This window comes from Coprobacillus cateniformis, from assembly GCF_009767585.1.
Lineage (GTDB): Bacteria > Bacillota_I > Bacilli_A > Erysipelotrichales > Coprobacillaceae > Coprobacillus > Coprobacillus cateniformis.
The window spans coordinates 2,846,912-2,863,486 of the sequence record NZ_WSNW01000001.1 but is presented as its reverse complement, the minus strand read 5'-3'; the positions used below and the strand labels follow the sequence as shown (position 1 = coordinate 2,863,486).

The following is a 16,575-nucleotide window of genomic DNA, read 5'->3' as shown; positions in this document are numbered from 1 at the left end:
ATTAATCTAATCGATATCCAAAACCATAAATTGTTTTTATATTTAAATCAGGCATTTTCTTTCTCAAGCGTCGTAATGTATCATCAACAACACGATCACTTCCAAAGTAATTTTCATCCCATACTTTGGCTAAAACTTGCTCTCTAGAAATAGCAATTCCTTTATTTTTAACAAAATATATTAACAATTCATATTCTTTAGTTGTTAATTCTATTTCTTCTTTATTAAATAAAACTTTACGCTTTTCTTCATCAATTGCATAACCATCAACATTAATTAAAGCAGGATCATCTTTATATACACGTTTTAAAACATTATGTATTCTTAAAATCACTTCTTTGATATTGAAAGGTTTTGTAATATATTCATCACAACCTTTTTCAAGACCAATAATACGATCAAACTCTTGATCTCTAGCACTCATGAAAACAATAGGCATGTTGGGCTTACAATATTTGATTTCATTAAGAAGATCAAATCCACTGCTTTTATCTAACATAATATCAACAATCCATAAATGGACATCATCATCTTTATGTAATAAAGCTTCTTCATATGTATAGAAGGAATAAACAATATATCCCTCTTTTTCTAAATAAGTTCTTACCAAATCATTTAAGTTTTTTTCATCATCTATGATGTTAATACGATATTTCATAAAATCACCTCACTATCACTATATACAAAAGATTGCCATAGAATATGGCAATAATTTGTGATAATATGTGAAACTTTTATTTTTCTACTGCATATCCTTTTGCTTTAATCACATTAACAACCTTTAATACATTTTCATGGCAGATTTCATCGCTTTGTGCCTCAACCATAACACGTACAACAGGTTCAGTTCCACTTTCACGTACTAAAATTCTCCCATCACTTCCCAGAATTTCTTCTACTTCTTTAACAGCTGCTTGAACATCAGGATCTTCTTGTGCTTTCTTTTTATCAGTTACACGAACATTAATTAATAATTGTGGATAAATATCAACCGCTTCAGTTAATTGAGCTAATGTTCTTTTATTTTCAACCATAGTTTCTACAACTTTTAATGATGTTAAAATACCATCACCAGTTGTTGCATGTTTTGAGAAAATAATATGTCCAGATTGTTCTCCACCAATACAGTGTCCATTTTGAACCATATTTTCATAAACATACTTATCACCAACAGCAGTCTTTTCATACTGAATACCCACTTTATCCAATGATTTATATAAACCAAAATTACTCATGATTGTTGTCACAATTGTGTTATTTAACAATTCACCTTTGGCTTTCATCTCTAAACCACATACATAAAGAATCAAATCACCATCAACAACTCTTCCAAATTCATCAACAGCAATACATCTATCAGCATCACCATCATATGCAAAGCCAACATCTAATCCATTATCTAAAACATATTTTTGTAAGACTTCAATATGTGTAGAGCCACAGTTTGTATTGATATTTAATCCATCTGGCTGATTATGAATAACATGTGTTTCAGCACCCAAAGCATCGAATACACTTTTAGCAATAGCACTTGATGAACCATTTGCACAGTCTAATCCAATTTTCAAATCTTTAAATGCACGTGTTGGAATGCTCATTAAATATCCAATATAACGATTTCTACCCATTGAATAATCAATTGTTCTACCAATTTTATCTTTTGTAGCATATGGAATAGAATCAGTTAATCCATCAATATACTGTTCAATAAGGTTTTCAACATTTGCCTCTAACTTTTGTCCTTTTCCATTAATAACTTTTATTCCATTATCATAGTAAGGATTATGTGAAGCAGATATCATGATTCCACAATCAAACTCTTCACTTCTTACAACATAAGAAACTGAAGGAGTTGTTGTGACATGCAACAAATACACATCAGCACCACTTGCAGTTAAACCAGCTACAAGAGCATATTCAAACATATACGAACTTCTTCTTGTATCTTTTCCAATTGCTATTCTCGCCTTACCATTTTGCGAATAATACCATCCAAGATATCTTCCAACTTGAAAAGCATGTTCAACTGTTAAATCAACATTCGCTTCTCCTCTAAAACCATCTGTTCCAAAATATTTACCCATTTCTCTAGTTCCTTTCAATATTAATAGTCACTTTTGACGATGATAATAACTCAATCTTAATTTTTTCATCATCTACAGCTGTCTTCACATCAACACGTCTTGTTCCTACTCTTAACCCGTCAACATCAACACTCGCCTGTATATTGTCAGCTGTTAAAGAAGCAATCTTAGCCTCGGTACCTGTAACAGATACTGTTGCATAACCACCTTCTCCAGCAAAAGACACCTTATAATTTTCTGTGTTATTTAACACCTTAATAGGGACTTTTTCAATCTTCTTGGTAATCACTTTTTCAACCTCTACTGTCACATCAACTGTTTCAGAAGAAAACTTATTAATACCATTTCCTCTTTTAAAAGCAACATTTGTTATTGTCGTATTAGACTTAACATCACTTACATCAACATCTACTTTCACAACAGAAATATCTTTAATTTTTTCTTCCAAACCATAAATCGTAATTTGACTTTGAGAAAGTCTATAATTAGATATTTCATATCCTGCAGGGATATCACCCACAAATTGAGCTTGTACAGGAACAACTTTACTATAAGAAGCCACATTACATTTGACATGGACAGTTGTAGGTGAAATTTCTACATTAAGCTCTTTATCATTAGCATCATATGCTTTGATTTTAGCATCCTGTTCAAAGGCCTCTGTCTTATCTGCAACATCAATATTTGCCTCTACCCTAACAACCTTTTGCAATGTCTCCTGACTTGCACGTAAAATCACACTTGTCTCAGCCATTTCTTCTACACTTACAGAATATTCTGTATCCAATTTTTCTTCATTTATGAAACGATAGCCTAAATCAAAAGTTGCATCTATTTTTGGTAAAAGTTTGATTTTCAAGGTTGATGGTACTGGCATCACTCTTAATGTTTCAGGAAAGTTACGCGATCTTAAATTGACAGTATACTCACCCTTTTCATAATCTGCTAAATCAAGATAAATTTGATAGTCTTTTGTAAAATTGACTTTATAAATATCCAAAGATGGACCAATCAATCCAACTGTAACGCTCTCTGGAACACCAGATAATTCTAAAGATGAATCTAAGTTTTCTACAACAACAGGAACATTCTCTAGAGTTGAACCAGATGTTGGGCTAGTGAGAATATCTTTCCCAGCAATACTATAGAAAAGAACTCCAGCCATTGCAAAAGAAAGAATCATAATACTGGCTTTACTTGATAAAATTTTATCTAATGTTTGATTAATATAATTATAGAATCGCCCAACTGTATCAATAGTTTTTGTTTTTGTAGCACTAATATTTTCTTTTGTAGTACTTTCTTTTGATGCTGCTTCCTTTTCTTTTTGTACAACTTTCAAAAAGAATTCAGTTGTTGAATCATGAACATCTCTTTTTTCTTTATTTTGTCTAGGACTCATGAGCTTGACCTCCTTCATCACCAGATTTAAACCAATTTAATTCATTAACTAAAGATGCACGTAACTCTTTTGTTGGAATCTTTTTTAATTCACCATTCATAGCAAATGAAATGGTCCCTGTTTCTTCACTGACAACAACTGTTAATGAATCTGTAATTTCACTAATCCCAATAGCAGCTCTATGTCTGGCCCCATACTTAGGACTCAATTCCTTATTTGTCGGCGGATAAAATGCTGCTGCACATGCTACACGGTCACCTTGAATAATTGTTGCTCCATCATGCAATGGTGTTCCTTCCCAAAAAATTGTTAAAAACAACTCACTTTTAATATCTGCATTAATCTTTGTCCCTGTATTAATATAATCCAATAAAGATTGCGTTCTTTCAAAAGTAATCAAAGCACCTGTTTGTTCTTTTGAAAGTGTTGTAATTGCACTTACTAACTCATCCATTAACCTTTCTTTTTCATCATCACTTATCTCTTTTTTCATTGTCATCTTTGTCTGACCCATTTTTTCCAATAAAGTTCTGATTTCTGGTTGAAAGATAATAATCATAGCAAGAACTCCCCAATTAATAATACTATCAACTAGGTAATTTAATGTCGTTAAACCTAAAACACTAGTTATGAGTTTAACAATTAAAATAAACAAGACACCTTTAAACAACTGCATTGTTTTCATATTTGTCTTAAACATCGAAATTACATAATATAAAATAAACCAAACTGCAATAAGATCTATAGAAGATCTTAAGAAGTTAATGATTTGAGACCAACTCATATTATTCATCACCCACATTTCTTTTCTATTATAACAGTTTTAAACCTAAAATAAAATGCCACAATTTTCATTTGATGAAATTTTTAGCTGCAATTTCTGACATCTTTATACAAATCATACACATATGAACAAAAACAAGCCTATTTCTAGGCTTTCTCTTTTCATGATAAATCATCACATATAGAGCAATATAAAATATCTGCTTTAGAAGCAAAAACACTAGCTACAGTCTGCAAATCAAGGATATCTATATCACAATTATCTAAATGTGATAATATTTTTAAAAATGCACTGATTTCTAGAACTTCTTTTTCCATCTCTTCATGAGTCATAAAACCACCTCCCGAATTATCATCAAGATGGTTTTATCATTTTGCAAATCTTTTCAACTTCTTTCTTTGTGATTTCACCATACTATACTTTATTTATATTAAAAAGTATTTTGATTGTTTATTTTATCTTTAAACATCAAAGTTGTTTTATATACAAAGTGTTTAAAACCTGTATATATCAATGTTTTGTACTTTTATCAAAAAAGATATATTTATTTGACTGAGATATTTTTTAACATTTCAATAAATTTTATTCCTTTTACAAAAAATGACATCAAAATTAGTGTAAATGTCTTTGCAAATCATGAAAAAAGTTGTAATATATGTATGTTAAATAGGAGGATTATTATGGGAAGAAAAATTTTAGTTGAAACATCTGCAAGACATGTCCATGTTTCACAAACTGATTTAGAAACATTATTTGGTGAAGGATATACACTTACAAATAAAAAAGACCTTTCTCAACCAGGGCAATTTGCGTGCGAAGAAAAAGTCACTGTTATAGGACCTAAAGGAGAAACAAAAATGTCTATTTTAGGACCAACTCGTGCAAGTACACAAGTTGAAGTTTCTTTGACAGATGCAAGATCATTAGGAATCAAAGCATTAGTGAGAGAATCAGGAGATATTGATGGAACTCAAGGATGCAAACTTGTTGGTCCTGCTGGTGAAGTGGAAATCCCTTGTGGTGTTATTGCAGCAAAACGTCATATTCATATGACTCCAGCTGACGCTCAAGAGTTTGGTGTGGAAGATAAGCAAATTGTAAGCGTTGAAGTGACTACTGATGGCAGATCATTAACATTTGGTGATGTTGTTTGTCGTGTAAGTGATACTTATGCATTAGCTATGCATATTGATACTGATGAATCAAATGCAGCTTGTGGACCTAACGAAGGCACAATTATTAAATAGAATTAACACAGCATTTAATCATGCAAAAAAGAATAATTATAGTAAAAAGAAGATTTCAGTGAAACCTTCTTTTTATATATAAATTTATAATTTTTTTATTTTGTCTGCAAATCTTCTAATTTCTTCATTATTAAAATTTTCAAAAATATCTTTATCTTTTTCTTTATGAATGACAGGCGATCTTTTATTCATAACCTGTAAAATCATCTTTTCAGTTAAAGATAAATCTGGATAATAAAGTGCTCCACCTAACCCAGCAATAACTTTGATATGTTTTAAAATATGATAATCAAAAGCTTGTGTCACATATGTCATAAATTCAGTTTGGAGAATACCAATGACATATAAAGAATATTTTCGAGATATCAACAATTCTTGATTTTTTTGAATAAATAAAACAATATCTGAATCTAAACGTCCATAATAAACTGGCACACCTATAATAATCATATCCGCCTTTTGCAAAATTGGATAATCAAGATTCTCAATATTCATAAGTAAACAGTCATGAAGATATTGGTTAATGACTTTTCCAATTTTTCTTGTCGCTCCATGTTTTGTCTTATATAGTATCACTCGCATCTCCATCATCTCCTAACTATAGTTTACATGAAATTATTCCAATAAGCACGTATTTTTAAAAAACATAAAATAAAAAAGTGCCTAAAAGCACTTCATTAATCATTATTTTTCGTTAACAACATTTTTTAAAGCAGAACTTGCTTTAAAAGCAGGGACTTTAGAAGCAGCAATTTCCATAGTTTCACCAGTTCTTGGGTTACGTCCAGTTCTTGCTTCTCTAGCTCTTACTTCGAAAGTTCCAAATCCTTTTAAAGTAATTTTATCTCCATCTTTTAATCCATCAGTTACAGTTGCAACAAAAGCATTAACTGCAGCTTCTGCTTGAGTTTTTGTTAATCCTGCAGTTGCAGCAATTTTTTCTACTAATTCAGTTTTGTTCATATTATAATCTCCATTCCTATGTAAATTTAGGGGGTTGCCCTATTTAGTATTATAATACAATTTTGCTGATATGTACAGTTAAAACCACGATTTATATAAGAAAAAGAAGACATGTCATCTTCTTACAAAGTTCTTATTAATTCGGCAAATTTCGTTGCTTCTTCAACAGGTGTAGCCCATGAAGTTACAATACGGATTCTTTCTTTTTTTTCATTTATTTTCTTAATATGAGTCACCATAAATTCTTTTTCAATAGCCTGAATAATATTTGAGTCTAGATCAACAAAAATCTGATTTGTAAAGGATGGGACATATAAAGAATAACCTTTTTCTTCAAATGCCTGCTTTATAATCATTGCCATTTCATTTTCATGACGTCCAATGTCTTCATATAAAGAATCCTTAAGCAATGCATAAAATTGCACACCTAGCAATCTTCCTTTAGCAAGCATCGCACCCTTTTGTTTCATTTGAAAACGAAAGTCTTTTTTTAAATTATTATTTATAATGACAAGCGCTTCACCAAACATTGCCCCCATCTTTGTTCCCCCAATATAGAAAGCATCTACATTCGCAGCAATTTCAGCCATATTAGGAGCATCTTCTAAAACCAATGAGCTTCCTAATCTAGCCCCATCTAAGAAAAGATATAGTCCTTTTTCTCTTGTAAAAGCATAAAGCGTTTGCAACTCTTTCAATGTATAATAACTTCCTAATTCAGTTGTTTGAGAAATATAAACCATAACTGGCTGAACCATATGTTCATCAGTATGCTCACTCAAGAGTGCCTGAATCATTTCAACAGTTATTTTACCTTCTTGGTGTGGTTTGGTAATGACTTTATGACCAGTCGCTTCAATAGAACCCGTTTCATGAACGTTAATATGTCCTTCATCACTTGCAATAACAGCCTGATAATCTCTTAAAACATAAGATATAAAAGTCATATTGGTTTGTGTTCCACCAACCAAGAAATGAACATCAGCATTTTGATTTTGTATTCTTTTTAAAATCACTTCTTTTGCTTTTTGACAATAAACATCACATCCATAACCAACTGTTTGTTCACTATTTGTATGAATTAAGGCATCTAATACTAATGGATGAGCCCCTTCACTATAATCATTTAAAAAACTATACATATTCTCCCTACTTTCTATATAATAAACCATATCTAACATAAATCAAATTTAATAAACTTAAAAAATTAATGGTTCCCTGCATTGATGATTCAGTATAATCACTTTCAGTCCCATCAATACAATATGTAAAATCTATCAAATCATTTTGAAATTCTTTATTCATAGTAATCAAAAGGATTTGAGGATTATGTTCATGAATCTTTTCTAATAAAGGAGCCATAAATTGTTTTCTGGCGCGAACTGTAATAATAATGACAAGACTATCTTCATCAATCATATCTAATCTTTGAATTTCATCTCCACGTTCTACAAAAGCATAAACAAATTTTTTTAATTTTAGCATCTTCATTTGGAAATCATTAGAAATAATTTTATTAAACTGATATCCAATCATATGAACCTTTTTAGCATTATAAATCATATGACAAATTTGATCAATACTATGAATATTAATACTTTGATGAACCAACTGCAAAGATGCAATTGTTTCTTGATACATTTTATCAACCAAGTATTGCGGCTGCTTGATAATCTCAGTGTAATCATGGGGATCAACATGAATCTCATCTCTAGCTATTTCAAGTGAGATAGCCATTTCATGTTTAAAACTAGCAAAATTCTTACAGTTTAAATCTTTACAAAAACGTGAAATTGTTGCTGGTGATGTATAACATAAATCAGCCAAATCGTTGATACTAATATCAGGAATTTTCTCAAGATGTGTAAGAATCGTATGAGCGATTGTATAATACATATCTTGTGAAGATGACACATTGACATATGACATCAGAGTATAAAGAATATCAACTTCATTATAATTATGTGTTGCCATCTTGCTTACCTCCTAAATAATTTTTTCTTCCTATTTCATACAAATCATTACCAAATGTATCAATAATAACTGTCAATGGAAAATCTTTAACATATAACTTACGAATAGCCTCTGGACCTAAATCCTCAAAAGCAATAACCTCACACGATTGAATACAACGACTGATATAAGCTCCTGCTCCACCAATTGCACCAAAATAGACACCACCATATTCTTTCATTGCCTCTTTGACAGCCTGATTGCGATAACCTTTTCCAATCATACCACGCAATCCCATTGACAACATTGTGGGGGTATATGCATCCATTCGTCCAGATGTTGTAGGACCTCCACTGCCAAATATCGAACCAGGCCTTGCTGGAGTTGGTCCAACATAATAGATTATTTGATCTTGGACATCAAAAGGTAATTCTATACCTTCTTCAATAAACTCAATCATACGCTTATGTGCAGCATCTCTTCCAGTGTATAAGACTCCTGTTAATAAAATCTGATCCCCAGCTTTTAAATCCAGAGCCATTTCTTTTGTAAAGGGTGTTGATAATCGTTTCATCAAAGAACAACCTCCTTATGTCTTGCCACATGACAGCAAATACTCACAGCTACAGGCAGCCCAGCAATGTGCGTTGGATAAGTCTCAATATTGAGAGATAACGCTGTTGTACGCCCTCCATATCCAGCTGGACCAATACCAGTTTGATTAATTTTTTCTAGCAATTCCTTTTCCAATGCTTGATAACGAGGATCCTGGTGATGACTGCCAACAGTTCTTAACATAGCCTTTTTAGCCAGCACTGTGACATAATCAAACGATCCTCCAATTCCCACACCTATAACCATAGGTGGGCAGGCATTAGGACCAGCATCGTAGACAACTTTCATGACGAAATCTTTAACGCCTTGTACACCATCACTTGGTTTCAACATTTTGATTTGACTCATATTTTCACTTCCAAAACCTTTTGGCGCAACAGTGATTTTTAGACGATCCCCCACAACAACATCATAATGGATAATGGCTGGAGTGTTATCCTTTGTATTCATTCGTTCAAACATCGGATCATCAACAACGCTTTTACGTAAATACCCTAACTGATATCCTTGACGTACACCTTCATGAATAGCCTCAGAAAGCGAGCCCTGAACATGAACATCCTGCCCCATCTCCACAAATACACAAGCCATACCTGTGTCTTGGCATATGGGCGCATTTGTATCTTGGGCAATATCTGCATTCTCATTTAATACTTCTAATGTCAGGCGAGAAAGACTTGAATCTTCTTGTACATATGCTTCTTTTAAAGCCTGTCTCACATCACAAGGAAGGACTGAATTGGCTTCTATACATAATTGTTTGACTGCTTCAATAATTGTTTCTTGATTAATTTCTCTCATTTTCTCTCCCTCTTTGTTAGGTCTATTATATATAATTTTATATCCAAGAACAAGAAAAAAGAATTAAAGGATATGCCCCTTTAATTCTTGTATTGATGGATAATATAAAGAATAGTAACGAAGTGACATCAATTCGACAGCAGTCAACAAGCTATGTTTACCCGTTTTACGATTCTTTGATTGTCCCAATAGAATTGTATGATCAATAGGAATCTTAATATCCAACTCAGGATTACATGTCATCAAGACAACTTTACATCCCGACTTTTTAAGATATTGTAAGATTTTAAAACCACTGCCTGTAAAATACCCATTTACAGTCATAATAATTGCCACGCTATCTTTTGTTAATTCCTTAGCACAATCTAACTGACGTGATGAATCCATATATGCCATAGTAAATTTCTCTAACATCAATAAATCAGTTTGAAAATGTAGAGCCGCACTTTGAGAAAATTGTGTTCCAAAAAAGGCCACCGAATCACAATCATGGATTAACTTTAAAGTTGCATCAATTTCTTTCCAATCTAATATTCTTGGTAAATCTGAAATATAGGCAATCACTTGATTGACATATTCCTGAGTTGCAATTTCTGGATTGGATTTCATTGTTTCTAATGGAATATTTATTAAATTATTAAATTTCTTATCATCAGAATGAAATGTATAGCACTCTTGTTTCAGATGTGCAAAATTCTCATAACCAAGAGCTCGACAAAAACGTGAAATTGTTGCTGGTGATACAAAACATTCACTTGCAAGTTCGCTAATACGCATATCAGCAATACGATAAAAATTATTTGCCATAAACCAGGCAATATTATAGTTTGTATCATTCTCCTGTGCTGTATCTAAAAAGATAATTAATCTATAGAATAAATTTTTCATAATTCCTCCTACTGTCTCTTATATTCTCCATTGAGGTCCGTTTCTAAATAACTTATCCCTCCCGATTCTTCTACTATAACACTATCACCTTTTAATGTAAAAAGCAAAGTATAACCATCCTCAGTTGTATCACAAATTGCTTTTTTCTTATCATCTTGTATATATCGTGTGAATTCACCAAATCCTATTTCTCCAAGTTCCATATTGAACTCAAAACCATTGGGAACCTCTTCATCATACATAATAATAAGTGTAACATCACCACGTTGATAAGTGCCTACCCATCCAATATCATCCTCTTTGTCCTTCGGCTCATCTACATAAGAGCTAGGCTTCTGTTGTGAACCACATCCCATTAACATAAAACATAAACATATCATCATTATTTTTTTCATAATTTATTCCTCTCATAATACTATAACGCATATTTTCCTATAAATCACATATTTTTTTACATTTCTTGCGAATTTCGCCCACATAATTGTTTTATACTTACCATGTAGTCAAAAAGATTATTTGTTTTCCCTTCAAATAAAGACTACTTCATGATATCCTTTCCCAAACTGATATCAAATAAAAAGCAGATAAGGACTCCCACCTTATCTGCTTTCTTTTTTCTTTAATGCCTTTGCAACAATTATTCCACCAAATGCACTTAAACACAAGAGTGATAAAATTAAAAGAGGTGTTTCATCAGATGTTTGAACCTCAAATAAACTTACAGGGGGAACCTTTGGTTCTTCAATCTTTACTATTGGTTCCTGCTTTTTCCAAACTGCATACAAAGTGATATCATGTGTTGTCACAGTGATATTTTGTCCCTCCTGATAAGTTATTCCGCTTCCATCAGGTGCAGTATTCCAACCCACAAATTCATAATTTTTACGTTCCAAAGAACCTTTTCCTAAAACCACTGCCTTTGCTTTCGTCTCATAACCCTGCTGATCTAAAATCCAAAGATTCTGACCACCATTCGCATGATAATGAATTTTAAATGTGTTTTTTACAAAACCAATATATGCATTTTGAGTTCGTGAATCCGTTGATAAAGGTGTTATCATTTTTCCATCAGTTACTTCAAATGAATTGCCTAACTCTTCATCTTTCATACATTTTGTTAAATGAAGACCATTCTGCTCTTCTACTTCAAGATATCCTTGTGATATCTCTTTTTGATTAACAAATTGATAATATCCATCTTTTGAAGTAGAAGTGGTAGCAATTAAATTTTCATTTTGCCACAAATTAACTTTCACTCCAGCCATAGGAATATCATTATCATCCATAATACCAGTTCGATTTAAATCTTGAAAAACATATCCCTGATACATAATAGGCATAAATTCGAGATGAATATGTAAAACTGATAATGATGCATTCTGAGACAACTCATTTAATAAATATTGAAAAGATAATGTCGTCTGTTGTAAAGATGAGATACGTTGTTTTTTTATAAAATCATTAAACTGTTGATAAGTTTCAGATTGTATATCCAAATATTGAGATATCTGATATTTTTGAGAAGCTGATATGAAATCTCTTTCATCTTGAAACCCAAAAGAAAGACATGTATTCAATTCATCTGGAATTTCTAATTTGACTTGAGTAAGTTGTAAATCATATGGGAATTCATTACGTATTGTCACATCTCTATGTATGACTTCTTGAGAAAGCAATGATGATAATTGGATATCTATATCTAAAGATAGTGATTGATTATCATCTAAAGTATTTTGGTCAATTGTAAAAGTATCATTATTTTTTGATGTTGTTGCTGAAACATTTTGAGTGAATAGACATAAAATGATTAAAAATAAGCTCACATACTTTTTCATAATAAATTCTCCTTTACACCTTATATGTTCTCCTACTTTTCATTATTTATACCTTTTCACTTTTTTCATAAAAAAAAGAACCATCACCAAGGTGATAATTCTTGATTTTTGTTTATAAAAGAACATTTTTGTAAACTCTTAGCACATTTTTATAGAAAATCTTTTCAATATCATCCTCATGAAATCCAGCATTCTGCAGCGCTTGATATAACATTGGCATATAAGAAGCATCTTTTATTTCAAGATTTTGTGGAATACCATCAAAATCACTTCCTAATCCAATACAGTCAATTCCAGCCAGATCACGAATATATATAATATGTTTCACCATTGATGATATTTTAGATAAAGCATCTTGCTGATCATTTTCATCTAAAAAATCAGCCGCAAAATTAATCCCCATAACACCACCACGTTGCGCCAATTTGACAATCATATCATCACTGAGATTACGAGCATGATCACAAACACCTCTTGCATTTGAATGGGAAGCAACAAAAGGTTGTGTTGTATATTCAAGAACGTCATAAAATCCAGCATCAGATAAATGGGAAACATCAATAATAATACCAAGCCTTTCACATTCTTGAACATATTGAATTCCAAAACTTGTTAATCCATTTTTTTCATCACAAGTATGATAGCCATGTGTCTCTCCTTGGATATCAAAATTTGGATAGCCGATTCCATTGGCAAAATTCCAATTCAATGTAATCATACGTACCCCCAGGCGGTAATAATTTCTTAGATAAGCCAAATCATTATGAACAACTGCGCCTTCTTCTAATGTTAATATTGCACTCATTTTTTGAGATCTCGCATTTTTTTCAATATCATCATAAGTATAAGCAATTTGAATCATATCTTGATTTTTCTCTAATTCTAAATAAAAAGTATCGATAAGATGTTGAACATGCTGGAATGGATCACCATCTTTTTTCAAATGAGTAAACATAGCGAAATTTTGCAGTAAATAATCACCTTTTTTCATTTTATTCAAACTGATATTCAAATGATTATCACGAAGCTCTACATTCTCTCCAGCTTTTTGTAAACGATTTATTTCATAGATTGTATCACAATGCATATCTATAACTTTCATATTTGATTCTCCTTAAAAATAGATTTCAGTCTCTTGATACTTTTTTGTTAATGATTGTGTTTCTTTTAACCATGTGATTGCTTGATCTAATTCATCACTTTCTAAATCTTCAAGAATATGAAAGTGAGATAATTGACAGATATCATATATACTTTGCCATAAATCATCAAAATTTTGACTTTCTATATCTGCCTGTTCACTTATTTCATAAGCATACATGGCATGTCCTATTTGAATTGCTTCTTCTTTTGTCATTTTCTTTTCTCCTTTATGCAATCAATAATAAAAGTGTTGATGCGACTATACATATCAATCCAAAGATTGTCTTGATATTTTGTTTTTCATGTAAAACAAATGATGCAAATAAAATGGAAACGACTATACTTAATTTATCAATCGGAACGACTATACTTGCTGGCCCATCTTTTAAAGCTGCAAAATAACATAACCATGACATTCCTGTCGCTATAGCTGAAAAGACAATAGCACCAACTTGTCTTTTCTTTAACTGCTTAAGTGGTTGATAGCTTTTTGTGACTCCCACAACTAGCCATGCCATGATGACAACAACGATAGTTCTTATTGCTGTCACTGTTTGACTATCAACATTTTGAATACCAATTTTGGCAAGAATTGAAGTGAATGAAGCAAATATAGCTGAAGTTATTGCATATATTAACCATTTTGAGTCCTTATTGTCAACATAATGTGTTCTTTTCTGCATAAGATAGGTTCCCAGAAACATAATCAAAATACAAACAATTTTTAACCATGTAATAGCTTCATGAAAAATAATAAAAGCAAAAATCATCGTTAAGAATGTACTTAATTTATCAATCGGAACAACTTGAGAAACATCACCTAAAGATAATGCCCGATAATAACATAACCAACTCATCCCAGTCGCTATTCCTGAAAGAATAATAAAAAACAAATGATAAGGCGTTAACCCTGCTAACGAACTTCCAGTGATAAAATACATCAACCATGTAAATAATAAAACAACAGTCGTTCGTAAAGCAGTCACATAATGAGATGATAAATCTTCTAATCCTATTTTAGAAAGTATAGATGTGAGACCAGCAAAAAAAGCTGAGAGAAAAGCATTAATAATCCACATAAAATGAATCAAACAACCCTAAATGCAAACATGCTTTATATATTCCATCATCATCTATTGAAGTCGTTACATATGTGGCAATTTCTTTGAGTAGAGGATTTCCCTGTCCCATTGCAACAGAAATATAGGCATGTTTAAACATTTCTACATCATTTAAAGAATCACCAAAAGCTATATATTGGTGTAAATGATATTGTTTTAATAGATATTCAATACCGGTTGCTTTACTCACATCAGCAATTGTTAAATCAGCATATGTTGATTCACCTGGCAAAACATTAATACCAGGAATTTCAAGAAATGGAGCATAGTTATATCCTCTTGGTCCATAAACAATCATGGCTTCGACACATTGCCCATCATATGTTCCTACCGGAGGAATGACACTCTTAAAAAATCTTTGAGACTTTAAAACATATTCATCTGGTTCCTTAGAAATGACTCTTGTCTTTGATTTTAAAACAACTGCATAATTTAATTGTTTAGCAATTTCTAATGTTTGTAGGACTGCTGATTCTTCCATACTTACCTGAAATAATATATTCCCATCAGCATCTAAAATTGTTTGCCCATTATTACAAACATAACCATCCCATTTTAACATTTCCATAAGCCCCGTCTTCATAAGAGAATCAACCCCTCTTCCTGAAGAAATAATTAATTTATAGCCTGATTCTTTTAAAATATGTAATGATTTTAAAGTAGAATCACTGACTTGATGATTGACATTATCACGCAATGTTCCATCAACATCAAAACACAACATTGGCTTTTCCATTTTTTCACTTCCTTTTGTTGTTATTATACTAGAAATGACATGATTTTCCCACTCTTTTCATGTATAATAACAATGAGGTGTCGAATATGAAAGAACATTTAACTATTAAATCTCATTTTGATCAATTACCTTTAGATGTAATTGTTATGAGTCCATCACATCCTCATGGGATTATTCAATTTTCACATGGTATGTGTGAACATAAAGAAAGATATTTTGATTTTATGGAATATCTTTGTCAACAAGGGTATGTCTGCATTATTCATGATCATCGAGGACATGGAAAAAGTATTTATCAACAGAATGATTTAGGATATTTTTATGACAATGGTCATATTGGTATTGTTGAAGATGTTCATCAATTAACCTGCTGGATAAAAGCACAATATCCTGAACTTCCTTGTTACTTATTTGGTCACAGTATGGGGTCTTTGATTGTCAGATGTTACTGTCAAAAATATGACTATGATATTGATGGGCTTTTTGTATGTGGAAGTCCAAGCCATAATGCTGCTGCTAATTTTGGAATTTGTCTTTCACGTATTATTGGACGTTTAAAAAATGATCATTATCGTCCACAAATGATTCAAAAGATAGGTTTTGACACTTTTAATAAAAAGTTTGATAAGACGCTTCCTAACAGTTGGATATGTAGCAATCAAGATGTTGTCAAAGCATATAATCAAAATCCACTATGTCGCTTTATCTTTACAACCAATGGTTTTGAATCACTCTTTCGGCTTATGAAAAGAACTTATTCTCTGCAAAATTGGCTTATGAAAAAGCCTCAATTACCAATTGTATTTATTGCAGGAAGTGATGATCCCTGTATAATTAATGAACATCAATTCAACAAAGCTGTTAATTTTATGAAAGAAATTGGTTATCAAAATGTATCATCACATTTATTTCCTAACATGCGTCATGAAATTTTAAATGAAATCAATAATCAAACTGTTTATCAGTATGTTTTAGATATATTAAAATCTTGGAGCAAATAACT

Annotated in this window: 20 protein-coding genes; 2 read left to right on the top strand and 18 right to left on the bottom strand. The window is 31.6% G+C overall.

What is annotated here, in order from left to right; translation table 11 throughout:
* Window position 1: 1 nt before the first annotated feature.
* The 5 genes from GQF29_RS14105 to GQF29_RS18415 all read right to left on the bottom strand — a co-directional run bounded on the left by GQF29_RS14105 (window position 2) and on the right by GQF29_RS18415 (window position 4,602).
* Window positions 2-658 carry a response regulator transcription factor gene (locus GQF29_RS14105; protein WP_008790527.1) on the bottom strand — a complete coding sequence of 219 codons (657 nt, stop codon included), beginning with the start codon at window positions 656-658 and terminating at the stop codon, window positions 2-4.
* A gap of 76 nt (window positions 659-734) precedes the next feature.
* On the bottom strand, window positions 735-2,084 hold the full coding sequence (gene glmM / locus GQF29_RS14100; RefSeq protein WP_008790528.1) for a phosphoglucosamine mutase: 1,350 nt from the start codon (window positions 2,082-2,084) through the stop codon (window positions 735-737).
* A 4-nt stretch (window positions 2,085-2,088) separates the two neighbouring features.
* Window positions 2,089-3,486 carry a CdaR family protein gene (locus GQF29_RS14095; RefSeq protein WP_008790529.1) on the bottom strand — a complete coding sequence of 466 codons (1,398 nt, stop codon included), beginning with the start codon at window positions 3,484-3,486 and terminating at the stop codon, window positions 2,089-2,091.
* A complete protein-coding gene (cdaA, locus tag GQF29_RS14090) occupies window positions 3,476-4,270 on the bottom strand; it encodes a diadenylate cyclase CdaA (protein WP_017143825.1) in 795 nt (264 codons plus the stop codon). Before cdaA ends, GQF29_RS14095 begins: the two co-directional genes overlap by 11 nt.
* 161 nt (window positions 4,271-4,431) lie before the next feature.
* Window positions 4,432-4,602: a hypothetical protein gene (locus GQF29_RS18415; RefSeq protein ID WP_008790531.1), complete on the bottom strand. Its 171-nt coding sequence runs from the start codon at window positions 4,600-4,602 to the stop codon at window positions 4,432-4,434.
* Window positions 4,603-4,950: 348 nt separating this feature from the next.
* Here GQF29_RS18415 and pduL point away from each other — a divergent pair, with 348 nt between their 5' ends.
* Window positions 4,951-5,517: a phosphate propanoyltransferase gene (gene pduL, locus GQF29_RS14085; RefSeq protein ID WP_008790532.1), complete on the top strand. Its 567-nt coding sequence runs from the start codon at window positions 4,951-4,953 to the stop codon at window positions 5,515-5,517.
* Window positions 5,518-5,601: 84 nt separating this feature from the next.
* Here pduL and GQF29_RS14080 read toward each other — a convergent pair whose 3' ends face one another.
* The 13 genes from GQF29_RS14080 to GQF29_RS14020 form a co-directional block, all read right to left on the bottom strand.
* On the bottom strand, window positions 5,602-6,099 hold the full coding sequence (locus tag GQF29_RS14080) for a flavodoxin domain-containing protein (protein WP_017143826.1): 498 nt from the start codon (window positions 6,097-6,099) through the stop codon (window positions 5,602-5,604).
* Between the two features lie 102 nt (window positions 6,100-6,201).
* Window positions 6,202-6,480: an HU family DNA-binding protein gene (locus GQF29_RS14075; RefSeq protein WP_008790534.1), complete on the bottom strand. Its 279-nt coding sequence runs from the start codon at window positions 6,478-6,480 to the stop codon at window positions 6,202-6,204.
* A 122-nt stretch (window positions 6,481-6,602) separates the two neighbouring features.
* Window positions 6,603-7,622 carry a threonine aldolase family protein gene (locus tag GQF29_RS14070; protein WP_029158186.1) on the bottom strand — a complete coding sequence of 340 codons (1,020 nt, stop codon included), beginning with the start codon at window positions 7,620-7,622 and terminating at the stop codon, window positions 6,603-6,605.
* A gap of 7 nt (window positions 7,623-7,629) precedes the next feature.
* Window positions 7,630-8,454: a MurR/RpiR family transcriptional regulator gene (locus GQF29_RS14065; RefSeq protein ID WP_008790537.1), complete on the bottom strand. Its 825-nt coding sequence runs from the start codon at window positions 8,452-8,454 to the stop codon at window positions 7,630-7,632.
* Window positions 8,441-9,007, bottom strand: coding sequence for a Fe-S-containing hydro-lyase (locus GQF29_RS14060; protein WP_008790538.1), 567 nt, complete (start codon window positions 9,005-9,007; stop codon window positions 8,441-8,443). The genes GQF29_RS14065 and GQF29_RS14060 overlap by 14 nt, the downstream gene beginning before the upstream one ends.
* Window positions 9,007-9,849, bottom strand: coding sequence for a fumarate hydratase (locus GQF29_RS14055; protein WP_008790539.1), 843 nt, complete (start codon window positions 9,847-9,849; stop codon window positions 9,007-9,009). The genes GQF29_RS14060 and GQF29_RS14055 overlap by 1 nt, the downstream gene beginning before the upstream one ends.
* A 63-nt stretch (window positions 9,850-9,912) precedes the next feature.
* Complete coding sequence (locus tag GQF29_RS14050) at window positions 9,913-10,737, bottom strand: MurR/RpiR family transcriptional regulator (protein WP_008790540.1); 825 nt, start codon at window positions 10,735-10,737, stop codon at window positions 9,913-9,915.
* Between the two features lie 8 nt (window positions 10,738-10,745).
* Entirely contained in the window at window positions 10,746-11,132 is a 387-nt protein-coding gene (locus GQF29_RS14045) for a hypothetical protein (RefSeq protein WP_017143828.1), read from the bottom strand.
* 204 nt (window positions 11,133-11,336) lie between these two features.
* Window positions 11,337-12,572: an InlB B-repeat-containing protein gene (locus GQF29_RS14040; RefSeq protein ID WP_008790542.1), complete on the bottom strand. Its 1,236-nt coding sequence runs from the start codon at window positions 12,570-12,572 to the stop codon at window positions 11,337-11,339.
* A 112-nt stretch (window positions 12,573-12,684) separates the two neighbouring features.
* Window positions 12,685-13,674 (bottom strand): dipeptidase, encoded by a 990-nt coding sequence (locus tag GQF29_RS14035; RefSeq protein WP_008790543.1) that lies wholly within the window; start codon window positions 13,672-13,674, stop codon window positions 12,685-12,687.
* 12 nt (window positions 13,675-13,686) lie between these two features.
* Window positions 13,687-13,929 carry a hypothetical protein gene (locus GQF29_RS14030; RefSeq protein ID WP_008790544.1) on the bottom strand — a complete coding sequence of 81 codons (243 nt, stop codon included), beginning with the start codon at window positions 13,927-13,929 and terminating at the stop codon, window positions 13,687-13,689.
* 13 nt (window positions 13,930-13,942) lie between these two features.
* A complete protein-coding gene (locus GQF29_RS14025) occupies window positions 13,943-14,794 on the bottom strand; it encodes an EamA family transporter (protein WP_008790545.1) in 852 nt (283 codons plus the stop codon).
* Window positions 14,781-15,572: a Cof-type HAD-IIB family hydrolase gene (locus tag GQF29_RS14020; protein WP_008790546.1), complete on the bottom strand. Its 792-nt coding sequence runs from the start codon at window positions 15,570-15,572 to the stop codon at window positions 14,781-14,783. Before GQF29_RS14020 ends, GQF29_RS14025 begins: the two co-directional genes overlap by 14 nt.
* Before the next feature lie 86 nt (window positions 15,573-15,658).
* On the opposite strand from GQF29_RS14020, the gene GQF29_RS14015 reads away from it, so the two are divergent.
* Complete coding sequence (locus GQF29_RS14015) at window positions 15,659-16,573, top strand: alpha/beta fold hydrolase (protein ID WP_008790547.1); 915 nt, start codon at window positions 15,659-15,661, stop codon at window positions 16,571-16,573.
* Window positions 16,574-16,575 lie beyond the last annotated feature (2 nt).

What these genes read in the sequence shown, in the direction of transcription:
- GQF29_RS14105 (WP_008790527.1), bottom strand. Translation starts at nt 658, where the DNA reads ATGAAATATCGTATTAACATCATAGATGATGAAAAAAACTTAAATGAT.
- glmM (WP_008790528.1), bottom strand. Translation starts at nt 2,084, where the DNA reads ATGGGTAAATATTTTGGAACAGATGGTTTTAGAGGAGAAGCGAATGTT.
- GQF29_RS14095 (WP_008790529.1), bottom strand. Translation starts at nt 3,486, where the DNA reads ATGAGTCCTAGACAAAATAAAGAAAAAAGAGATGTTCATGATTCAACA.
- cdaA (WP_017143825.1), bottom strand. Translation starts at nt 4,270, where the DNA reads ATGAGTTGGTCTCAAATCATTAACTTCTTAAGATCTTCTATAGATCTT.
- GQF29_RS18415 (WP_008790531.1), bottom strand. Translation starts at nt 4,602, where the DNA reads ATGACTCATGAAGAGATGGAAAAAGAAGTTCTAGAAATCAGTGCATTT.
- pduL (WP_008790532.1), top strand. Translation starts at nt 4,951, where the DNA reads ATGGGAAGAAAAATTTTAGTTGAAACATCTGCAAGACATGTCCATGTT.
- GQF29_RS14080 (WP_017143826.1), bottom strand. Translation starts at nt 6,099, where the DNA reads ATGCGAGTGATACTATATAAGACAAAACATGGAGCGACAAGAAAAATT.
- GQF29_RS14075 (WP_008790534.1), bottom strand. Translation starts at nt 6,480, where the DNA reads ATGAACAAAACTGAATTAGTAGAAAAAATTGCTGCAACTGCAGGATTA.
- GQF29_RS14070 (WP_029158186.1), bottom strand. Translation starts at nt 7,622, where the DNA reads ATGTATAGTTTTTTAAATGATTATAGTGAAGGGGCTCATCCATTAGTA.
- GQF29_RS14065 (WP_008790537.1), bottom strand. Translation starts at nt 8,454, where the DNA reads ATGGCAACACATAATTATAATGAAGTTGATATTCTTTATACTCTGATG.
- GQF29_RS14060 (WP_008790538.1), bottom strand. Translation starts at nt 9,007, where the DNA reads ATGAAACGATTATCAACACCCTTTACAAAAGAAATGGCTCTGGATTTA.
- GQF29_RS14055 (WP_008790539.1), bottom strand. Translation starts at nt 9,849, where the DNA reads ATGAGAGAAATTAATCAAGAAACAATTATTGAAGCAGTCAAACAATTA.
- GQF29_RS14050 (WP_008790540.1), bottom strand. Translation starts at nt 10,737, where the DNA reads ATGAAAAATTTATTCTATAGATTAATTATCTTTTTAGATACAGCACAG.
- GQF29_RS14045 (WP_017143828.1), bottom strand. Translation starts at nt 11,132, where the DNA reads ATGAAAAAAATAATGATGATATGTTTATGTTTTATGTTAATGGGATGT.
- GQF29_RS14040 (WP_008790542.1), bottom strand. Translation starts at nt 12,572, where the DNA reads ATGAAAAAGTATGTGAGCTTATTTTTAATCATTTTATGTCTATTCACT.
- GQF29_RS14035 (WP_008790543.1), bottom strand. Translation starts at nt 13,674, where the DNA reads ATGAAAGTTATAGATATGCATTGTGATACAATCTATGAAATAAATCGT.
- GQF29_RS14030 (WP_008790544.1), bottom strand. Translation starts at nt 13,929, where the DNA reads ATGACAAAAGAAGAAGCAATTCAAATAGGACATGCCATGTATGCTTAT.
- GQF29_RS14025 (WP_008790545.1), bottom strand. Translation starts at nt 14,794, where the DNA reads ATGTGGATTATTAATGCTTTTCTCTCAGCTTTTTTTGCTGGTCTCACA.
- GQF29_RS14020 (WP_008790546.1), bottom strand. Translation starts at nt 15,572, where the DNA reads ATGGAAAAGCCAATGTTGTGTTTTGATGTTGATGGAACATTGCGTGAT.
- GQF29_RS14015 (WP_008790547.1), top strand. Translation starts at nt 15,659, where the DNA reads ATGAAAGAACATTTAACTATTAAATCTCATTTTGATCAATTACCTTTA.